Raw genomic sequence first — 15,454 nt, 5'->3', positions numbered from 1 at the left:
CTGAGGCAGGATGGACGCATGGCCGAAACCGTCGAGATCGATCGCACCGCGGTGCGCTGGGCCCGCCAGGGCGAGGCGCTCCCGCTGCTGGTGCTGCTGCACGGCTACGGATCCGATGAGCGCGACCTGTTCTCGCTCGTGCCGTTCCTCCCCGAGGGCGCGGCCGTGGCCTCGGTCCCCGCCCCGCACCCCGCGCCGTGGCCGATGCCCGGGCGCTCCTGGTATCCGATCGACGAGCTGGAGCGCCGCGATCCGGCCTCCGTGACCGCCGCCGCCGACGCCGTGCTGCGCTGGCTCGACGCCGAGGCCGCCGACGCGCCGTCCGTCGCGCTGCTCGGGTTCTCCCAGGGCGCCTCCGTCGCGCTGCAGGCGGCCCGCCGGGATCCGGATCGCATCGCCGCGGTCGTGAACCTCAGCGGCTACGCGGCCCCTGGGGAGCTGCCCGGCGACTCCGCGCTGCGCGAGAGGCGCATCCCGGTGTTCTGGGGACGCGGCTCGCGCGACGACGTCATCCCGCCCGCGCTCATCGTGCACACCGCGCAGTGGCTGCCGGATCACGCCGAGCTGACCGGACGCGTGTACCCGGGACTCACGCACAGCGTGTCCGAGGAGGAGCTGGCCGACGTCCGCCGGTTCCTCGACGGCTGGCTGGAGAGCCTTCAGTCTTCGGCCGAGCCCGCTCCCGCGGACGGCTGATCCGGATCCTCGTCCGCCCCGGCCGCGGCGTCCGCCTCGCTGCGCCGGCGCTGCTCGTCCCGCTGCATGCGCGTGCCCGCCCAGGTGAACAGCACCATGACGGCGGCGCCGACCACGAGGCCGAGCGCGATGCCGGTGCCCATGTTGTGCAGCGCGGATCCGAGCGCCACCCCGACGCCCATGCCGATCGCGAGCCCGACGCCGAGTCCCATCCGCCGCAACGTCTCGCCCGAGGCCGGCCTCTGCTCCACCATCCCCCCAGGCTAGGTCCGGCCGGGCCGCCCGGCATCCGTCTCTCGGAGGATCCGTATCCGGGAACGTGCCGGCACGTAGCGCCGCCGAGCCGCGACACGCCCGGGTTGCACGATCCTCGGGGGCCCGGTATCGTCGTCCGGGTCCTGTCCGCCGTGTAAGGAAGTCCCTTGATCTGAGTCGTCGCCTCCGCGTTCCATCCACGCGCTGATCCGACACTCCTTCCTGCCCACGCCGCTTCGGCACAGGCGTCTCCGGTCTTCCGGTGACCTGCCCCCGAGAGCCGGGACCGCTCTCCGCGACGTCCCCTCCGCGACCGGCTCAGGATCCTCCGGCATCAGCGCACCCGAACATCTTCCGGGAGCCGCCCCATGTCATCACCCACCCCTTCCTCCGCGGTCGTGCTCGACCGCGTCATGTTCCGCTGGCCCGACGGATCCACCGCGCTCGACGCCGTCTCCGGCGCGTTCGGAGCCGGCCGCACCGGCCTCGTCGGCCGCAACGGATCCGGCAAGTCCACGCTGCTCCGGCTGATCGCCGGGGAGCTCGCCCCGACGTCGGGGCGGATCGCCGCGACCGGCGACGTGGCGTACCTGCCGCAGCGCCTCACGCTCGACACGCACGCCCGGGTCGCCGAGCTGCTCGGCGTGGCCGCGGCGCTCGACGCGGTCCGCGCCATCGCGGCGGGCGACGTCGACCCCGCCCGCTTCGACGAGGTCGGCGACGACTGGGACGTCGAGGCCCGCGCCGCGGCCGCCCTGGCCGAGGCGGGGCTCGATCCGTCGTTCCTCGACCGCACCGTGGGCGAGCTCTCCGGTGGCGAGGCCGTACTGGTCGCGATCGCCGGGATACGGGCGCGCCGCGCGCCGATCACGCTGCTCGACGAGCCGACGAACAACCTCGACCGGGACGCGCGAGCCCGGCTCGGCGAGATGGTGCGATCGTGGCGGGGCACGCTCGTCGTCGTCAGCCACGACGTCGCGCTGCTCGAGCTCATGGACGACACCGCCGAGCTGTACGGGCACGAGCTCAGCGTCTTCGGCGGCCCCTACTCCGCCTGGCGCGCCTGGCTGGACGCCGAGCAGGATGCGGCACGGCAGGCCGAGAAGGACGCCAAGCAGGCGTTCAAGAAGGAGAAGAGGCAGCGCATCGAGGCCGAGACCAAGCTCGCCACGCGCGCCCGCATGGCGAACAAGGCCGAGCATGAGAAGCGCGTGCCGAAGATCGTCGCGCACGGCCGGAGGATGGCCGCCGAGGTGTCGGCGGGACGCCTGCGCACCGAGGTCGCCGAGAAGGAGGGAGCGGCGCGCGCCGCGCTCGACGAGGCCGGCCGGCGGATCCGCGACGACGCCGCGATGAAGATCGAGCTGCCGGATCCGGGGGTCTCCCGGGCCCGGCGCATCGCCACGATCGGCGACGGCGAGCGGTCCTGGACGATCCAGGGCCCCGAGCGGGTCGCACTGATCGGCCGCAACGGCGTCGGCAAGACGACGCTGCTGCGCCGGCTGGTCGACGGCGCCGGCACCACGACCCCGGCTCCGCTCTCAGCAGAGCCGGAACCGGGCGACAATCCCGCGCCGAAACCTGGCGCCGTGCCGAAAGTACCGCTCGGAGCCGTACCGAATTCAGGCTCGCTCTCCGACACGACGGCCGAAACGGCCGATTCCGGGACTTCCGCGGCTTCTGGCCTGAATTGCGCACGCCACACCGACCGCATCGGATACCTGCCGCAGCGGATCGACGGCCTCGACGACCGGGCCACGGTCGTCGAGAACGTCGCCGCCCGCGCCCCGGAGATCCCGGACAAGGAGCTGCGGAACCGGCTCGCGCGGTTCCTCATCCGGGGTGCGGCGATGGACCGGCCGGTCGGGGCGCTCTCCGGCGGCGAGCGCTTCCGGGTCGCCCTCGCGGCGCTGCTGCTCGGGGATCCCGCCCCGCACCTCGTGGTGCTGGACGAGCCGACCAACAACCTCGACCTCGACACGGTCGAACAGGTCGTGCAGGCGCTGCGCGCCTACCGCGGGGCCGTGCTGATCGTCAGCCACGACGACGCCTTCCTGCGGCGGCTGGACCTGGATCTGACGCTCGAACTCGATGCGGAGGGCGTGCTCTCCGAGGTGGCGCTCGGCACCTGACCCGGCCCCCGCGGTCCCCGCGCGCGCCCGGCCGGCCCTCTCCCTGGTCCGGCCGGGCGCACGGCCTCGCGGTTCCGGCGCGTCGGGAATGCGACCGCGGGAGCGCGCTGTTGCGGACGTCATGACAACGATCGGAATCATCGGTGCAGGACACATCGGCAGCGCGCTCGCGGAGGCCTTCGCCGGCCTCGGCTACGACGTCGTGATCGCGAACTCGCGCGGCCCGGAGACGCTCGCCGGGCTCGCGGCACGGCTCGGCCCGCACGTGACGGCATCCACCGCGACCGGCGCCGCCGAGGCCGCGGACGTCGCCGTCGTCACGGTTCCGCTCAAAGCCCTGAAGGACGTCCCCGCGGCTCCGCTCGCCGGGAAGCTCGTGCTCGACACGAACAACTACTACTTCGAGCGGGACGGTCGCATCGAGGCCCTCGACCGCGGCGAGACCACCACCTCCCAGCTGGTGCAGGCCCACCTGCGCGAATCGACCGTCGTGAAGGCGTTCAACCAGATCCGGGCCGAGGAGATCCTGACCACCGGATCCCCGGCGGGCACGCCCGACCGGCGCGCCCTCGGCACCGCGGGCGACGACGAAGCCGCGGTCGCCTTCGTGACCGATCTCTACGACCGCCTCGGCTTCGACACCGTGAGCGCCGGCCCGCTGAGCGAGTCGTGGCGCCTCGAACGAGACCGCCCGGCCTACGTCACGCGGCAGAACGCCGAGGAGCTGCGCGCCAACCTCGCCATCGCCAACCGCCTGCCCTGATCCAGCAGCCGCCCAGGCGGCGGGGGCAGGATGGGGCCATGAGCGACCTCGTCCGCCCCCGCAAGGGCCGTTTCATCGCCGGCGTGTGCGCCGGCCTCGCCCGCCGCTTCGGCATGCCCGTCGCGCTCGTGCGCATCATCGCGGTCATCGCGATGATCTTCGCCGGGCTCCCGCTGTGGGTCTACCTCGTGCTGTGGATCGTCATCCCGAACGAGCGCTGAGCGCGGCCGCCGATCAGGCGCGCTTGGACCGCATCGCGCGGGTGTGCCCGAGCTCCGGATCCGCCGCGAGCAGGGCGTACTCCTCGGACTCGCGCGGCACCAGGGCGACCCGCCCCTCGGCGTCGCTGAGCACGCCCCAGCCGTACCGCTTGCCCAGCGGAGAGGCGCGCAGGCATGCCTGACCCTTCGCGAAGAACGCCGCCCGGGCCTCGGCGTCGGCCGGATCCAGCCCGCGGCGCAGCGCCCAGGTGGAGAAGACGACGTCGTCCGAGGTGTGCTCGAAGGGGTGCTCCGCGATCATGCGGTAGTGCAGCGCGGCGATCGTGGGGACGCTCGCCGCGGTCGTCGCAGGGCCCGCGGGCGGCTCCTGGGCGTGATCGGTCGGGCAGTCCTCGGCCACCTCGATGAACGTCCTCGTGTAGTTCGTTGTGTGCACCGCCATGGAACCATGCTCGCACCGTGCGCCGACCTCGGGCTTGGCGATCCGCGACAGTCCGATCGCGGAGCGATGCCGGCCGTGGACGGCGCTGCGACGGAGCGGAGTTCGCTGCCCGGACACCCCTCTCCGCGCCCGATGTCGGCGGCACCGGCGAAGATGGACGGATGAGCGATGTGCTCGACCGCTTCACCCCCGCGACCCAGGACTGGTTCCGCGGGGCGTTCACCGCGCCCACCGCCGCGCAGGCCGGGGCATGGGAGGCGATCTCGAGCGGCCGTAACGCGCTCGTGGTCGCCCCGACCGGATCCGGTAAGACGCTGTCGGCGTTCCTCTGGGCGATCGACCGGGTGTTCCGCGAGCGCACGGCCGAAGCCGCGGCGGCCGAGTCCGTCGCCCCCGCCGCGGCGAGGACCGGCAAGGGGCGCCGGAAGGCCGACGCCGACAGGCCCGGCCGCACCCGGATCCTCTACATCTCGCCGCTCAAGGCCCTGGGTGTCGACGTGGAGCGCAACCTGCGCTCGCCCCTCATCGGCATCGGGCAGTCCGCGCGTCGGCTCGGGGTCCCCGCGCCCGCGGTGACGGTGGGCGTGCGCTCGGGCGACACGACCTCGTCGGACCGGCGTCGGCTCGTCGTGGATCCGCCGGACATCCTCATCACCACGCCCGAATCTCTCTACCTCATGCTCACGAGCCGCGCCGGCGACACCCTGCGCGACGTGCACACGGTCATCATCGACGAGGTGCACGCGGTCGCGGCGACCAAGCGCGGCGCCCACCTCGCGGTGAGCCTGGAGCGGCTCGACCAGCTGCGGCGGACGGCCGACGCCGAGGCCGGCGTGCCCTACCGCCCGGTGCAGCGGATCGGCCTGTCGGCGACGGTGCGCCCGATCGACGAGGTCGCCCGGTTCCTCGGCGGAGCGCAGCCCGTCGAGATCGTGGCGCCCCCGGCGTCCAAGACCTTCGACCTGCAGGTCGTCGTGCCGATCGAGGACATGCTCAACCCGCCCCCGCCCCCGGGCGCCGACGAGACCCCGCGACCGTCCGTTGCGGAGCGGATCGACCAGTCGGCCGGCGGCGCCGACGCGTTCGGCGAGAACACGGAGATGACGGGATCCGTCTGGCCGCACGTCGAAGAGGCGATCGTCGACAGGATCCTGCAGAACCGGTCGACGATCGTGTTCGCCAACTCGAGGCGCCTCGCCGAACGGCTCACGGGACGCCTGAACGAGATCTACAGCGAGCGGATCGGGCTCGACCTGCCGGCGGCCATGGTCCCCGCCGCGATGATGGCACAGGCGGGATCGACGGCGGGAGCCGACCCGGTGCTCGCCAAGGCGCACCACGGATCCGTCTCGAAGGAGCAGCGTGCGCTCGTCGAGGAGGAGCTGAAGGCGGGAGTGCTGCGCTGCGTCGTGGCGACGAGCAGCCTCGAGCTCGGGATCGACATGGGTGCCGTCGACCTCGTGATCCAGGTGGAGGCGCCCCCGTCCGCCGCATCCGGCCTGCAGCGCGTGGGCCGCGCCGGGCACCAGGTCGGCGAGATCAGCCGGGCGTCGCTGTTCCCCAAGCACCGGGGCGACGTGCTGCACACCGCGATCGTCACCGAGCGCATGCTCGCCGGGCAGATCGAGGCGATCAGCGTGCCGCGGAACCCCCTCGACATCCTCGCCCAGCAGACCGTCGCCGCGTGCGCGCTGGAACCGCTGGACGTCGAGCAGTGGTTCGACACGGTGCGCCGGAGCGCGCCGTTCGCCGCGCTCCCCCGTTCGGCGTACGAGGCGACCCTCGACCTGCTGGCCGGCCGGTTCCCCTCCGACGAGTTCGCCGAGCTGCGTCCGCGCCTGGTGTGGGACCGCGATGCGGGCACCCTGACCGGGCGTCCCGGCGCGCAGCGGATCGCGGTCACGAGCGGCGGCACGATCCCCGACCGCGGGCTGTTCGGCGTGTTCGTCGCCGGCGAGACCACGGGGGCGCGCGTGGGCGAGCTCGACGAGGAGATGGTCTACGAGTCCCGCGTGGGCGACGTCTTCACGCTCGGCACCACGAGCTGGCGGATCGCCGAGATCACCCACGACCGGGTCAACGTGATCCCCGCCTACGGTCAGCCCGGCAAGGTGCCGTTCTGGCACGGCGACGGCCTCGGCCGCCCGTTCGAGCTCGGCGAGGCCCTCGGCGTCTTCAACCGCGAGGTGCACGGCGCCCCGGAGGCGAAGGCCAGGGAGCGGCTCGCCGCCGCGGGGCTCGACGTGCACGCGCAGGACAACCTGCTCGCGCACCTCAATGAGCAGAAGGAGGCGACGGGCACGCTGCCCACCGACCGGGCGCTCACCGTCGAGCGCAGCCGCGATGAGATCGGCGACTGGCGCGTGATCCTGCACTCCCCCTACGGGCAGACCGTGCACGCGCCATGGGCCCTCGCGGTGAACGCGCGGATCCGCGAGCGCCTGGGCGTCGAGGGCTCTGCGGTGGCGAGCGACGACGGCATCATCGTGCGCGTGCCCGACGCCGACGCCGAGCCGCCCGGAGCCGAATTGTTCGTCTTCGAGCCCGACGAGCTCGAGCGGATCGTGACCGACGAGGTGGGCGGATCCGCCCTCTTCGCCTCCCGGTTCCGCGAGTCGGCCGCGCGGGCGCTGCTCATGCCCCGGATGAACCCGAACCGGCGCAGCCCGCTCTGGCAGCAGCGGCAGCGCGCCGCGCAGCTGCTCGAGGTGGCCCGCAGGCACCCGACGTTCCCGATCATCCTGGAGACCCTGCGCGAGGTGCTGCAGGACGTCTACGACCTCCCCTCGCTGCGGCGCCTCGCGTCCGGCATCGCCGAGCGGCGCATCCGGCTCGTCGAGGTGCAGACCGCGCAGCCGTCGCCGTTCGCCCGCGATCTGCTCTTCGGCTACGTCGGCGCGTTCATGTACGAGGGCGACTCTCCGCTCGCGGAGCGCCGGGCTGCGGCGCTGTCGGTGGATCCGGCGCTGCTGGGCGAGCTGCTCGGCACCGTCGAGCTGCGCGAGCTGCTGGATCCGGACGTGATCGCGCAGTTCGAGCGCGAGGCGCAGCGCCTGGATCCGTCCCGTCGCGCACGCGGGGTCGAGGGCGTGGCCGATCTGCTGCGCCTCCTCGGCCCGCTGGACGCGGAGGAGGTCGCAGACCGGCTCGAACCCGACCCGGACGCGCCGGGCGCTTCGACGGATGCCGCGGCTGCGGCGCACCTCGCGACGCTGATCGAGGCCCGCCGCGCCATCGAGGTGACCGTCGGCGGGATCCGGCGCGTCGCCGCCATCGAGGATGCGGGGCGTCTGCGCGACGCGCTGGGCGCGCCGCTGCCCGTCGGGATCCCCGTGGCGTTCCTGGAGCCGGTCGCCGATCCGCTGGGCGACCTCGTCGCCCGGCACGCGCGCACGCACGGCCCGTTCCTCGGCTCGGCCGTCGCCCGGCGGTTCGGCCTCGGCACCGCGATCGTGCGCCAGACGCTGCAGCGCCTCGAGGCCGACGGGCGCGTCACGAGCGGGTACTTCCTGCCCGACCCTTCCGCCGCAGGCCGGGACTCCGATCCGCCCGGATCCTCCGGCCCGCAGGAATCCGCCGGCCCCGACGAGACCGAATGGTGCGACACCGAGGTGCTGCGCCGGCTGCGGATGCGCTCCCTCGCCGCGATCCGCGGCAGCGTCGAGCCCGTGCCGCCGACCGCGTTCGCGCGGTTCCTGCCCGAGTGGCAGCACGTGGCCCGTCCGCTCGAGGGCATCGACGGGGTGGCGACGGTGATCGAGCAGCTCGCGGGCATGCCGATCCCGGCGAGCGCCTGGGAGTCGCTGATCCTGCCGCAGCGCGTGCGCGACTACGCGCCGGCGATGCTCGACGAGCTGACCAGCGCCGGCGAGGTCGTCTGGGCGGGCCACGGCGCCCTGCCCGGCCGCGACGGCTGGGTGTCGCTGCACCCCGCCGACCTCGCCCCCTTCACCGTGCCGTTCCCCGAGGAGACGCCGGAGCCCGGATCCCTCGAGGCGCAGCTGCTGGCCGCGCTCTCCTCCGGCGGGGCCTACTTCGCCGCACAGCTGCGGGAGTCCACGGGGGCCGAGAACGAGGCCTCCGTCGTGGAGGCGCTGTGGAACCTCGCGTGGGCGGGCCACGTCACGAACGACACCTTCGCGCCGATCCGCTCGCTGGTGAGCGGTGGCAGCCAGGCGCACAAGGTTGCCCGCCGCGCCCCGCGCACGCGCACGTTCCGCGGGATGTCGCTGGCCCGCCCTTCCGCCGCCCCGCGTCCGCTGTCGGTGGGCGGACGCTGGTCGCTGCTGCCGGAGGCGGAGACGGATCCGGCTCGGCGGGCCACGGTCTCGGCGGGACTCCTGCTGGACCGCTACGGCGTGGTCACCCGCGGGTCGGTGCAGGCGGAGGGGATGCCCGGAGGGTTCGCGCAGGCCTACCGTGTGCTCGCAGGGTTCGAGGAGGCGGGGCACTGCCGCCGCGGCTACGTGATCGAGAAGCTCGGCGCGGCGCAGTTCGCCGCCTCCGCCACGATCGACCGGCTGCGCACCTTCGCGGGCCTCGCCGATCCCCCGCCGCGCACCGCGCGGACGCTCGCGGCCACGGATCCGGCGAGCCCCTACGGCGCCGCCCTGGGCTGGCCGCGGCTGGACGACGTCTCGCACCGTCCCGGACGCAAGGCCGGGGCTCTCGTGGTCCTCGTCGACGGAGCCCTGGTGCTCTACCTCGAGCGCGGCGGGAAGACGGTCCTCGTCTTCACCGACGACGAGGACGACCTGCGCGCGGCGGCGGCCGACCTCGCGGCGACCGCCCGTGCCAGACGGCTGGAGACCCTCACGGTCGAGAAGGCGAACGGCGTCGGGCTGTACGAGCGCGGGGCCGACGGACCGGGGACCGGCGCACGGCTCAGCCGGCTGCTGCAGGAGGCCGGCTTCGTCGCCACCCCGCGCGGTGTCACCCTGCGCAAGGCGCTGTGACCGCGCCCGGTCGCGCCTACCCTGGGGGCATGATCCACGAGTTCGCCGCCGGCGTCGGAACCCTGCTGCGCGGATTCGCCCTCTGGCGCACCCGGCCGCGACTGCTCGCCCTCGGACTCATCCCTGCGGCGATCAGCGCCCTCCTGCTCGCGGCCCTGCTCATCCCCCTCGGCTTCTCGCTCGGCCCGATCACCGCCTGGCTGACGCCGTTCGCCGACGGATGGATCGCCGGCTGGCGGGATGCGCTGCGCATCGCCCTCGGCGTCGTGCTGTTCGTCGCCGGCGCCGTGCTGTCAGGGCTCCTCTTCACCGCCCTCACGCTGACGATCGGCGACCCGTTCTACCAGCGCATCTGGCGCGCGGTGGAGCGCAGCCTCGGCGGTGCCGAGCCGACCGGCGAGACGGGTTTCTGGTCGACCGTCGGCGAAGGGCTGCGCCTCGTCGTGCTCGGCGTCCTGATCGCCCTGCTGACCCTGGCCCTCGGGTTCGTCCCGGTCGTGGGCGGGGTGCTCGCCACGGTCGTCGGCGTGCTGCTGTCCGGGCGCCTGCTCGCCCGGGAGCTCACCGCGCGCGCCTTCGACGCCCGCGGCCTGAGTCGTGGCGATCGCGCACGCCTCCTCGCGACGGGCAGGGCGCGGGTACTCGGCTTCGGCGTCGCCACGCAGCTCTGCTTCATGGTCCCGCTGGGCGCCGTCGTCACGATGCCCGCGGCCGTCGCCGGATCCACCATGCTCGCCCGAGCGCTCACCGACCGCGCCGCGGCCGCGGATCCCGACGCGATCGAGGCGGCGCAGGGTGCCTGAGGGCGACACCGTCTACCGCGCGGCTGCGCGCCTCGACCACGCGCTGCGGGGCGGCACGATCACGCGGTTCGACCTGCGGGTGCCGCAGCTCGCCGACGCCGATCTCACCGGATCGGTGGTGCACGCCGTGGTGCCCCGCGGCAAGCACATCCTCATGCGCATCGGCGACCGGACGCTCCGCTCGCACCTGCGCATGGACGGCGCCTGGCACCTGTACCGGCCCGGCGAGCACTGGCGGGCGCCGGCGCACACGGCGCGGGCGATCGTCGGCACGGCGGATGTCGAGGCCGTGGGGTTCGAGGTGTCGATGCTCGCGCTCGTCCCCACCGCCCGCGAGGAGGAGCTCGTCGGGCACCTGGGACCCGACCCGCTGGCCGACGACTGGGATCCGGCCGAGGCCGCGCGCCGTCTGGGGGCGGATCCGAGGCCGGTCCACGTCGCCCTGCTGGATCAGCGCAACGTCGCGGGGTTCGGCAACGAGTACGCCGCCGAGCTGCTGTTCCTGCGGGGCGTCCTGCCCACGCGACCCGCGACGGAGGTGGACGCCGCAGCGCTGCTCGATCTGGGAGCGCGCACGATCCGCGCCAACCGCGACCGCCCCGACCGCACCTTCACGGGCGTCGCGCTGCCCGGGCGCACCACGTGGGTGTACGGACGCGCCCGCCGCCCCTGCCGGCGCTGCGGCACGCCGATCCGCACGGGCGAGCTGGGCGCCGATCCGACGGAGGAGCGCCGCACGTTCTGGTGCCCGAACTGCCAGCGCTGACCGCGCACCGGCCTGGTGCTGCTGCTGGCGCTGGTGCTGCTGCTCGGGCCGGTGCCGTCACGATCGGCACGCAGTGTCACGATCGGCACGCAGTGTCACGATCGGCACAGGATCCGGCTGGATCCGTGTGCTGATCGTCACTGCGTGTGCTGATCGTCGCAGCGTGTGCTGATCGTCACAGGCCGCTACGCGAAGACGCGCACCCCTCGGGGATGCGCGTCTTCGCGTACAGGTCCGCAGCGGCCGACCCGGCGGCCGACCGTGATGATCAGGCCGCGAGCCAGAGGCCCTTGCGGTCGGTGTTCAGATTCATGCCGGCGGCGACCGTCTCGTCGTCGCCGATCTTCGCACCGCGCGCGATGTGCGCGCCGGTGCCGACCTCGGTGCGCACGCCGATCGTGGCGCCGTCTCCGATCACGGCCCCCTGCCCGATGTGGGCGTGGGCCTCGATCCGGGCGTTGACGCCCACGATCGCCTCGGGCTCGATCCAGGCGCCGCGTGCGACGTGCGCACCGGCCCCGACCTTCGCACCCGGTTCGACATAGGCGCCGGCCTCCACGATCGCCTGCGGGTGCACCTTGGCACCGTGCGCGATCAGACCACGGCCGTTGGCGTGCTTGCGGTAGCGCAGCGTGCCTCCACGGCCGTCCTCGATGTCGACGTAGTTCTTACCCACGAAAACCTCCCGTGCCCGGGACTTTCCCCGGATACATCTGCAACCTCGTGCGTGCCGGATCTATTCCCGTGCACGCATTTCGCGCGTGTCGCGCCGCGATTCCCCGACGTGCCCCGCAGCGGCGGCGCGACGCGGTCGCCGGTACGCTGAACGCATGAGCAGGCGAGGCGCTTCCGGACGCAAACCCGCGGTGCGCTCCGCCAAGGGCGGCGCCCGCAGTACCGCCGGCGGCCGGAACGCCGCGAAGGCCGGCAACGGCACCGCGAAGGGCGCCCCGCAGCGGCCGGCGAAGAAGGCCGAGAAGGTCGTCTTCGACGCGCCCGCCCCGACCCCCGAGGAACCGCGCACGCTGCGCCTCGGCGCCGTGCCCGGGGCGACGCCCGGACGGTGGATCGACACCTGGAACGACCGGATGCCGCACGTCGCGCTCGAGCTCGTGCCGATCGCGTTCCCGACGCAGCGGGCGGCCCTCACCGACGGGATCGTCGACCTCGCCCTCGTGCGCGCCCCCTTCGACGACGAGGACATGCACGCGATCCCGCTGTACGAGGAGTTGCCGGTCGTGATCGCCTCCTCGGAATCGCACCTGCTCGCCGCCGACGAGCTCGCGCCCGCCGACCTGGAGGGCGAGACGCTGCTCACCACGCACGAGGACGTGCTGGGGGATCTGGATCTCCCGACGTCCCCGTCCCGGATCCCCCCGCTCGAGACGATCCAGGACGCGGTCGAGACCATCGCCGCCGGCGTCGGGATCCTCGTCGCCCCGATGTCGCTGGCCCGGCTGCACCACCGCAAGGACGTGGACTTCCGGATCCTGCGCGGCGCGCCCGTCTCGCCGGTGCTGCTCGCCTGGCCGAAGGGGGCGACGACTCCCGACATCGAGGCGTTCGTCGGGGTCGTGCGCGGGCGGACGGCGAACTCCTCCCGCTGACGCCCGCTCGGACCTCGGCCTCCGCCCGTCCGCCGCGCCATTGTGCAGGGAGCCCGCGCATTGTGCAGGGCCGGCAGCCGTGGTTCGCCATCGGCGACCCGTCGTTCCGCGGTCTTCCGGGCAGGCTACCCGCCCGCCGTCGTGTCCTCCCTGCATAATGCGGGTGCTCCCTGCACAACGGCCGGGATCCGCGGGAGCCCGGCCGTTATGCGCCCTCGTCACGCGGATCAGGCCGCCCGCGCGAGCCCGGTCTCGGACGTCACCCGGAGATCGCCGCCGGCCGCGTCCACCTGCACGCGTCCGCCGTCGCTCAGCTCGCCCGAGACGAACAGGTCCGCGATGCGGTCGTCGACCTCGCGCTGGATCAGGCGACGCAGCGGTCGCGCCCCGTACTCCGGCTCGTAGCCGTGCTCGCCGAGCCAGGCCACCGCGGCGTCGGTGACGTCGAGCACCACCTCGCGGCCGCCGAGGCGGCGGGCGGTCGCCTCCAGCAGCAGCCGGACGATGCGCCCCAGCTCTTCGCGTCCGAGCTTGGAGAACAGCACGATCTCGTCGATGCGGTTCAGGAACTCCGGTCGCATGGCTTCGCGCAGCTTGCCCATGACCCTGGCCCGCAGGTCGTCCTGCGAGGCGAACCCGTTGGCGGACGCGTCCTGCGATGCGACGAACCCGAGCGCGCCGGAGCGCGAAGCCAGGAACTCCGAGCCGATGTTCGACGTCATCACGATCACCGTGTTGCGGAAGTCGACCGTGCGTCCCTGACCGTCGGTGAGACGGCCGTCGTCGAGCACCTGCAGCAGCAGGTTGAACACGTCGGGGTGCGCCTTCTCGATCTCGTCGAACAGCACGATCGAGTACGGGTTGCGCCGCACGCGCTCGGTGAGCTGTCCCGCCTCGTCGTAGCCGACGTATCCCGGAGGGGCACCGACGAGCCGCGACACGGTGTGCCGCTCGCCGAACTCGCTCATGTCGAAGCGGATCACGGCGGTCTCGTCGTCGAAGAGGCGATCGGCGAGCGCCTTGGCCAGCTCGGTCTTGCCGACGCCGGTGGGGCCCAGGAACAGGAAGGATCCGACCGGCCGGCGGGCATCGCCCATGCCGGTGCGGCTGCGGCGCACGGCCCGCGCCACGGCGGTGACCGCGTCGTCCTGCCCGATCACGCGGGCGTGCAGGTCGGCCTCGAGGTCGCCCAGCCGCTCGCGCTCGCTCTCCGAGACCCGGCTCACCGGGATCCCCGTCGCGCGTGCGATCACCGCGGCGATCTCCGCCTCGTCGACGACCGCGTCCGCGGCGTCGGCCACCGGTGCACCGGCGTCGTCGATCCGCGCCTGCACCGCGGCGATCTCGTCGCGGATGCGCGAGGCCTCCTCGTAGTGCTCGGCACCGACGGCCGCGTTCTTGCGCGCCTCCAGGTCGGCGAGCTCGGCGAACAGCGCGGCGACGTCGGTGACGAGGCCGAGCCGCAGTCGCAGTCGCGCTCCGGCCTGGTCGATCAGGTCGATGGCCTTGTCCGGCAGCACGCGGTCGGGCAGGTAGCGGACTCCGAGCTCGACCGCGGCGCGGATCGCGTCGTCGGTGTAGGTCACGGCGTGGTGCTGCTCGTAGGCGGGCTTGAGGCCCTCCAGGATCCGCACGGCGTCCTCGATCGAAGGCTCGGCGACTTTCACCGGCTGAAAGCGGCGCTCGAGAGCCGGATCCTTCTCGATGCGCCGGTACTCGGCGAGGGTCGTCGCGCCGACCAGGTGCAGGTCGCCCCGGGCGAGGCGCGGCTTGAGGATGTTGCCGGCGTCCATGCCGCCGCCCTCCCCCGATCCGCCCGCGCCCACGACCGTGTGCACCTCGTCGATGAAGACGATGATCTCGCCCTTGTGCGCGGCGATCTCGTCCATGGTCTGGGTGAGACGCTCTTCGAAGTCGCCCCGGTAGCGGGTGCCGGCGAGCATCGCGGGCAGGTCGAGCGACACGACGCGGCGGTCCTTGAGCTGCGCCGGCACGGCGTCGTCGACGATCGCGCGCGCCAGCCCCTCGACGATCGCGGTCTTGCCGACGCCCGCCTCGCCGATCAGCACCGGGTTGTTCTTGGTGCGGCGGCTGAGGATCTCGATGGTCTGCTCGATCTCGGCGGCGCGCCCGATCACGGGATCCAGCTCGCCGGCACGGGCTCGTGCCGTGAGGTCCAGGCCGAAGCGGTCGAGCATCGGCGTCTCGGAGGCGTCCGCCGCGGCGTCGGCCTCCGGGGCCGCTCCCGCGGTGACGGTCTCGCGCATCCCCTGGGTGAGCGCCTCCGCCGTGACCCCGGCGCGCGCCAGGATCTGCCCGGCGGGGGCGTCCTGTCCGAGCACGAGGGCGAAGAAGACGTGCTCCGGCTCGATGTAGGTCGCGCCGGACGAGCGCGCCACCTGGTAGGCGTGGAAGAGCGCCCGGCTGGCACTGGGGGTGATGGTCGCCGCGTCCACGTCGGAGGCGCCGGCCGGCGCGGGCAGTCGCGCCTCGACGGCGTCGACGATCGTCTGCGCGGTCACGCCGATGTTGCGGATCGCCTCGGCCACGGCGTCGTCCTCGACGACGGTGCGCAGCACGTGCAGCGCGTCGAGCTCGGTCTGGCCGCGCCCGAGGGCGAATCGGCCGGCGCGCTGCAGGATGCGCTGGGTGCGGACGGTGAGGAACCGGCTGAGGTCGATCGAGCGCGTCTCACGAGCCTGCTCGCCCGCCAGGTAGCGGGCGAGGAAGTCGTCGAACGAACCCGAACCCGCGTCGGTGAAGTCGTTGGGCATTTCGCTTCCTCTCAAACTTGAGCGTTGTGCTGTCAACTTC

General features: G+C 73.5%; 12 protein-coding genes. 8 read left to right on the top strand and 4 right to left on the bottom strand.

The genetic code is table 11. The annotated features are described in order from the left end of the window. The first annotated feature begins 18 nt into the window (after positions 1 to 18). Positions 19 to 696, top strand: coding sequence for an alpha/beta hydrolase (locus WFJ17_RS11075; protein ID WP_336648443.1), 678 nt, complete (start codon positions 19 to 21; stop codon positions 694 to 696). Here the strand turns inward: WFJ17_RS11075 and WFJ17_RS11070 are convergent. Next, on the bottom strand, positions 660 to 950 hold the full coding sequence (locus WFJ17_RS11070; RefSeq protein ID WP_251438789.1) for a hypothetical protein: 291 nt from the start codon (positions 948 to 950) through the stop codon (positions 660 to 662). The two genes, WFJ17_RS11075 and WFJ17_RS11070, sit on opposite strands and share 37 nt — an antisense overlap. A 369-nt stretch (positions 951 to 1,319) precedes the next feature. On the opposite strand from WFJ17_RS11070, the gene WFJ17_RS11065 reads away from it, so the two are divergent. The 3 genes from WFJ17_RS11065 to WFJ17_RS11055 all read left to right on the top strand — a co-directional run bounded on the left by WFJ17_RS11065 (position 1,320) and on the right by WFJ17_RS11055 (position 4,067). After that, on the top strand, positions 1,320 to 3,083 hold the full coding sequence (locus WFJ17_RS11065) for an ABC-F family ATP-binding cassette domain-containing protein (protein ID WP_336648442.1): 1,764 nt from the start codon (positions 1,320 to 1,322) through the stop codon (positions 3,081 to 3,083). A gap of 121 nt (positions 3,084 to 3,204) precedes the next feature. Continuing rightward, positions 3,205 to 3,846, top strand: coding sequence for an NADPH-dependent F420 reductase (locus WFJ17_RS11060; protein WP_336648441.1), 642 nt, complete (start codon positions 3,205 to 3,207; stop codon positions 3,844 to 3,846). Positions 3,847 to 3,884: 38 nt separating this feature from the next. Continuing rightward, positions 3,885 to 4,067 carry a PspC domain-containing protein gene (locus tag WFJ17_RS11055; RefSeq protein WP_251438792.1) on the top strand — a complete coding sequence of 61 codons (183 nt, stop codon included), beginning with the start codon at positions 3,885 to 3,887 and terminating at the stop codon, positions 4,065 to 4,067. A 13-nt stretch (positions 4,068 to 4,080) separates the two neighbouring features. On the opposite strand, the gene WFJ17_RS11050 is transcribed toward WFJ17_RS11055, so the two are convergent. Then, positions 4,081 to 4,509 carry a DUF6157 family protein gene (locus WFJ17_RS11050; protein WP_251438793.1) on the bottom strand — a complete coding sequence of 143 codons (429 nt, stop codon included), beginning with the start codon at positions 4,507 to 4,509 and terminating at the stop codon, positions 4,081 to 4,083. Between the two features lie 161 nt (positions 4,510 to 4,670). Here WFJ17_RS11050 and WFJ17_RS11045 point away from each other — a divergent pair, with 161 nt between their 5' ends. Genes WFJ17_RS11045 through WFJ17_RS11035 form a run of 3 tightly spaced genes read left to right on the top strand, consistent with a single transcriptional unit; the run spans position 4,671 to position 11,033 of the window. Next, positions 4,671 to 9,464 carry an ATP-dependent helicase gene (locus WFJ17_RS11045; protein ID WP_336648440.1) on the top strand — a complete coding sequence of 1,598 codons (4,794 nt, stop codon included), beginning with the start codon at positions 4,671 to 4,673 and terminating at the stop codon, positions 9,462 to 9,464. Between the two features lie 29 nt (positions 9,465 to 9,493). Continuing rightward, complete coding sequence (locus WFJ17_RS11040) at positions 9,494 to 10,267, top strand: EI24 domain-containing protein (RefSeq protein WP_336648439.1); 774 nt, start codon at positions 9,494 to 9,496, stop codon at positions 10,265 to 10,267. Beyond that, the gene (locus WFJ17_RS11035) at positions 10,260 to 11,033 is read left to right on the top strand and encodes a DNA-formamidopyrimidine glycosylase family protein (protein ID WP_336648438.1); all 774 of its coding nucleotides are present in this window, start codon (positions 10,260 to 10,262) and stop codon (positions 11,031 to 11,033) included. The genes WFJ17_RS11040 and WFJ17_RS11035 overlap by 8 nt, the downstream gene beginning before the upstream one ends. Before the next feature lie 268 nt (positions 11,034 to 11,301). Here the strand turns inward: WFJ17_RS11035 and WFJ17_RS11030 are convergent, their stop codons facing one another. After that, complete coding sequence (locus WFJ17_RS11030) at positions 11,302 to 11,709, bottom strand: transferase (RefSeq protein WP_251438797.1); 408 nt, start codon at positions 11,707 to 11,709, stop codon at positions 11,302 to 11,304. 154 nt (positions 11,710 to 11,863) lie between these two features. On the opposite strand from WFJ17_RS11030, the gene WFJ17_RS11025 reads away from it, so the two are divergent. Then, the gene (locus tag WFJ17_RS11025) at positions 11,864 to 12,640 is read left to right on the top strand and encodes a LysR family substrate-binding domain-containing protein (protein WP_251438798.1); all 777 of its coding nucleotides are present in this window, start codon (positions 11,864 to 11,866) and stop codon (positions 12,638 to 12,640) included. Positions 12,641 to 12,867: 227 nt separating this feature from the next. Here WFJ17_RS11025 and WFJ17_RS11020 read toward each other — a convergent pair whose 3' ends face one another. After that, complete coding sequence (locus tag WFJ17_RS11020) at positions 12,868 to 15,414, bottom strand: ATP-dependent Clp protease ATP-binding subunit (protein WP_336648437.1); 2,547 nt, start codon at positions 15,412 to 15,414, stop codon at positions 12,868 to 12,870. Positions 15,415 to 15,454 lie beyond the last annotated feature (40 nt).

This window comes from Microbacterium sp. MMO-10 (genome assembly GCF_037148715.1).
GTDB lineage: Bacteria > Actinomycetota > Actinomycetes > Actinomycetales > Microbacteriaceae > Microbacterium.
The sequence above is the reverse complement of the archived record's forward strand: the minus strand, read 5'-3'. Positions and strand labels throughout refer to the sequence as shown.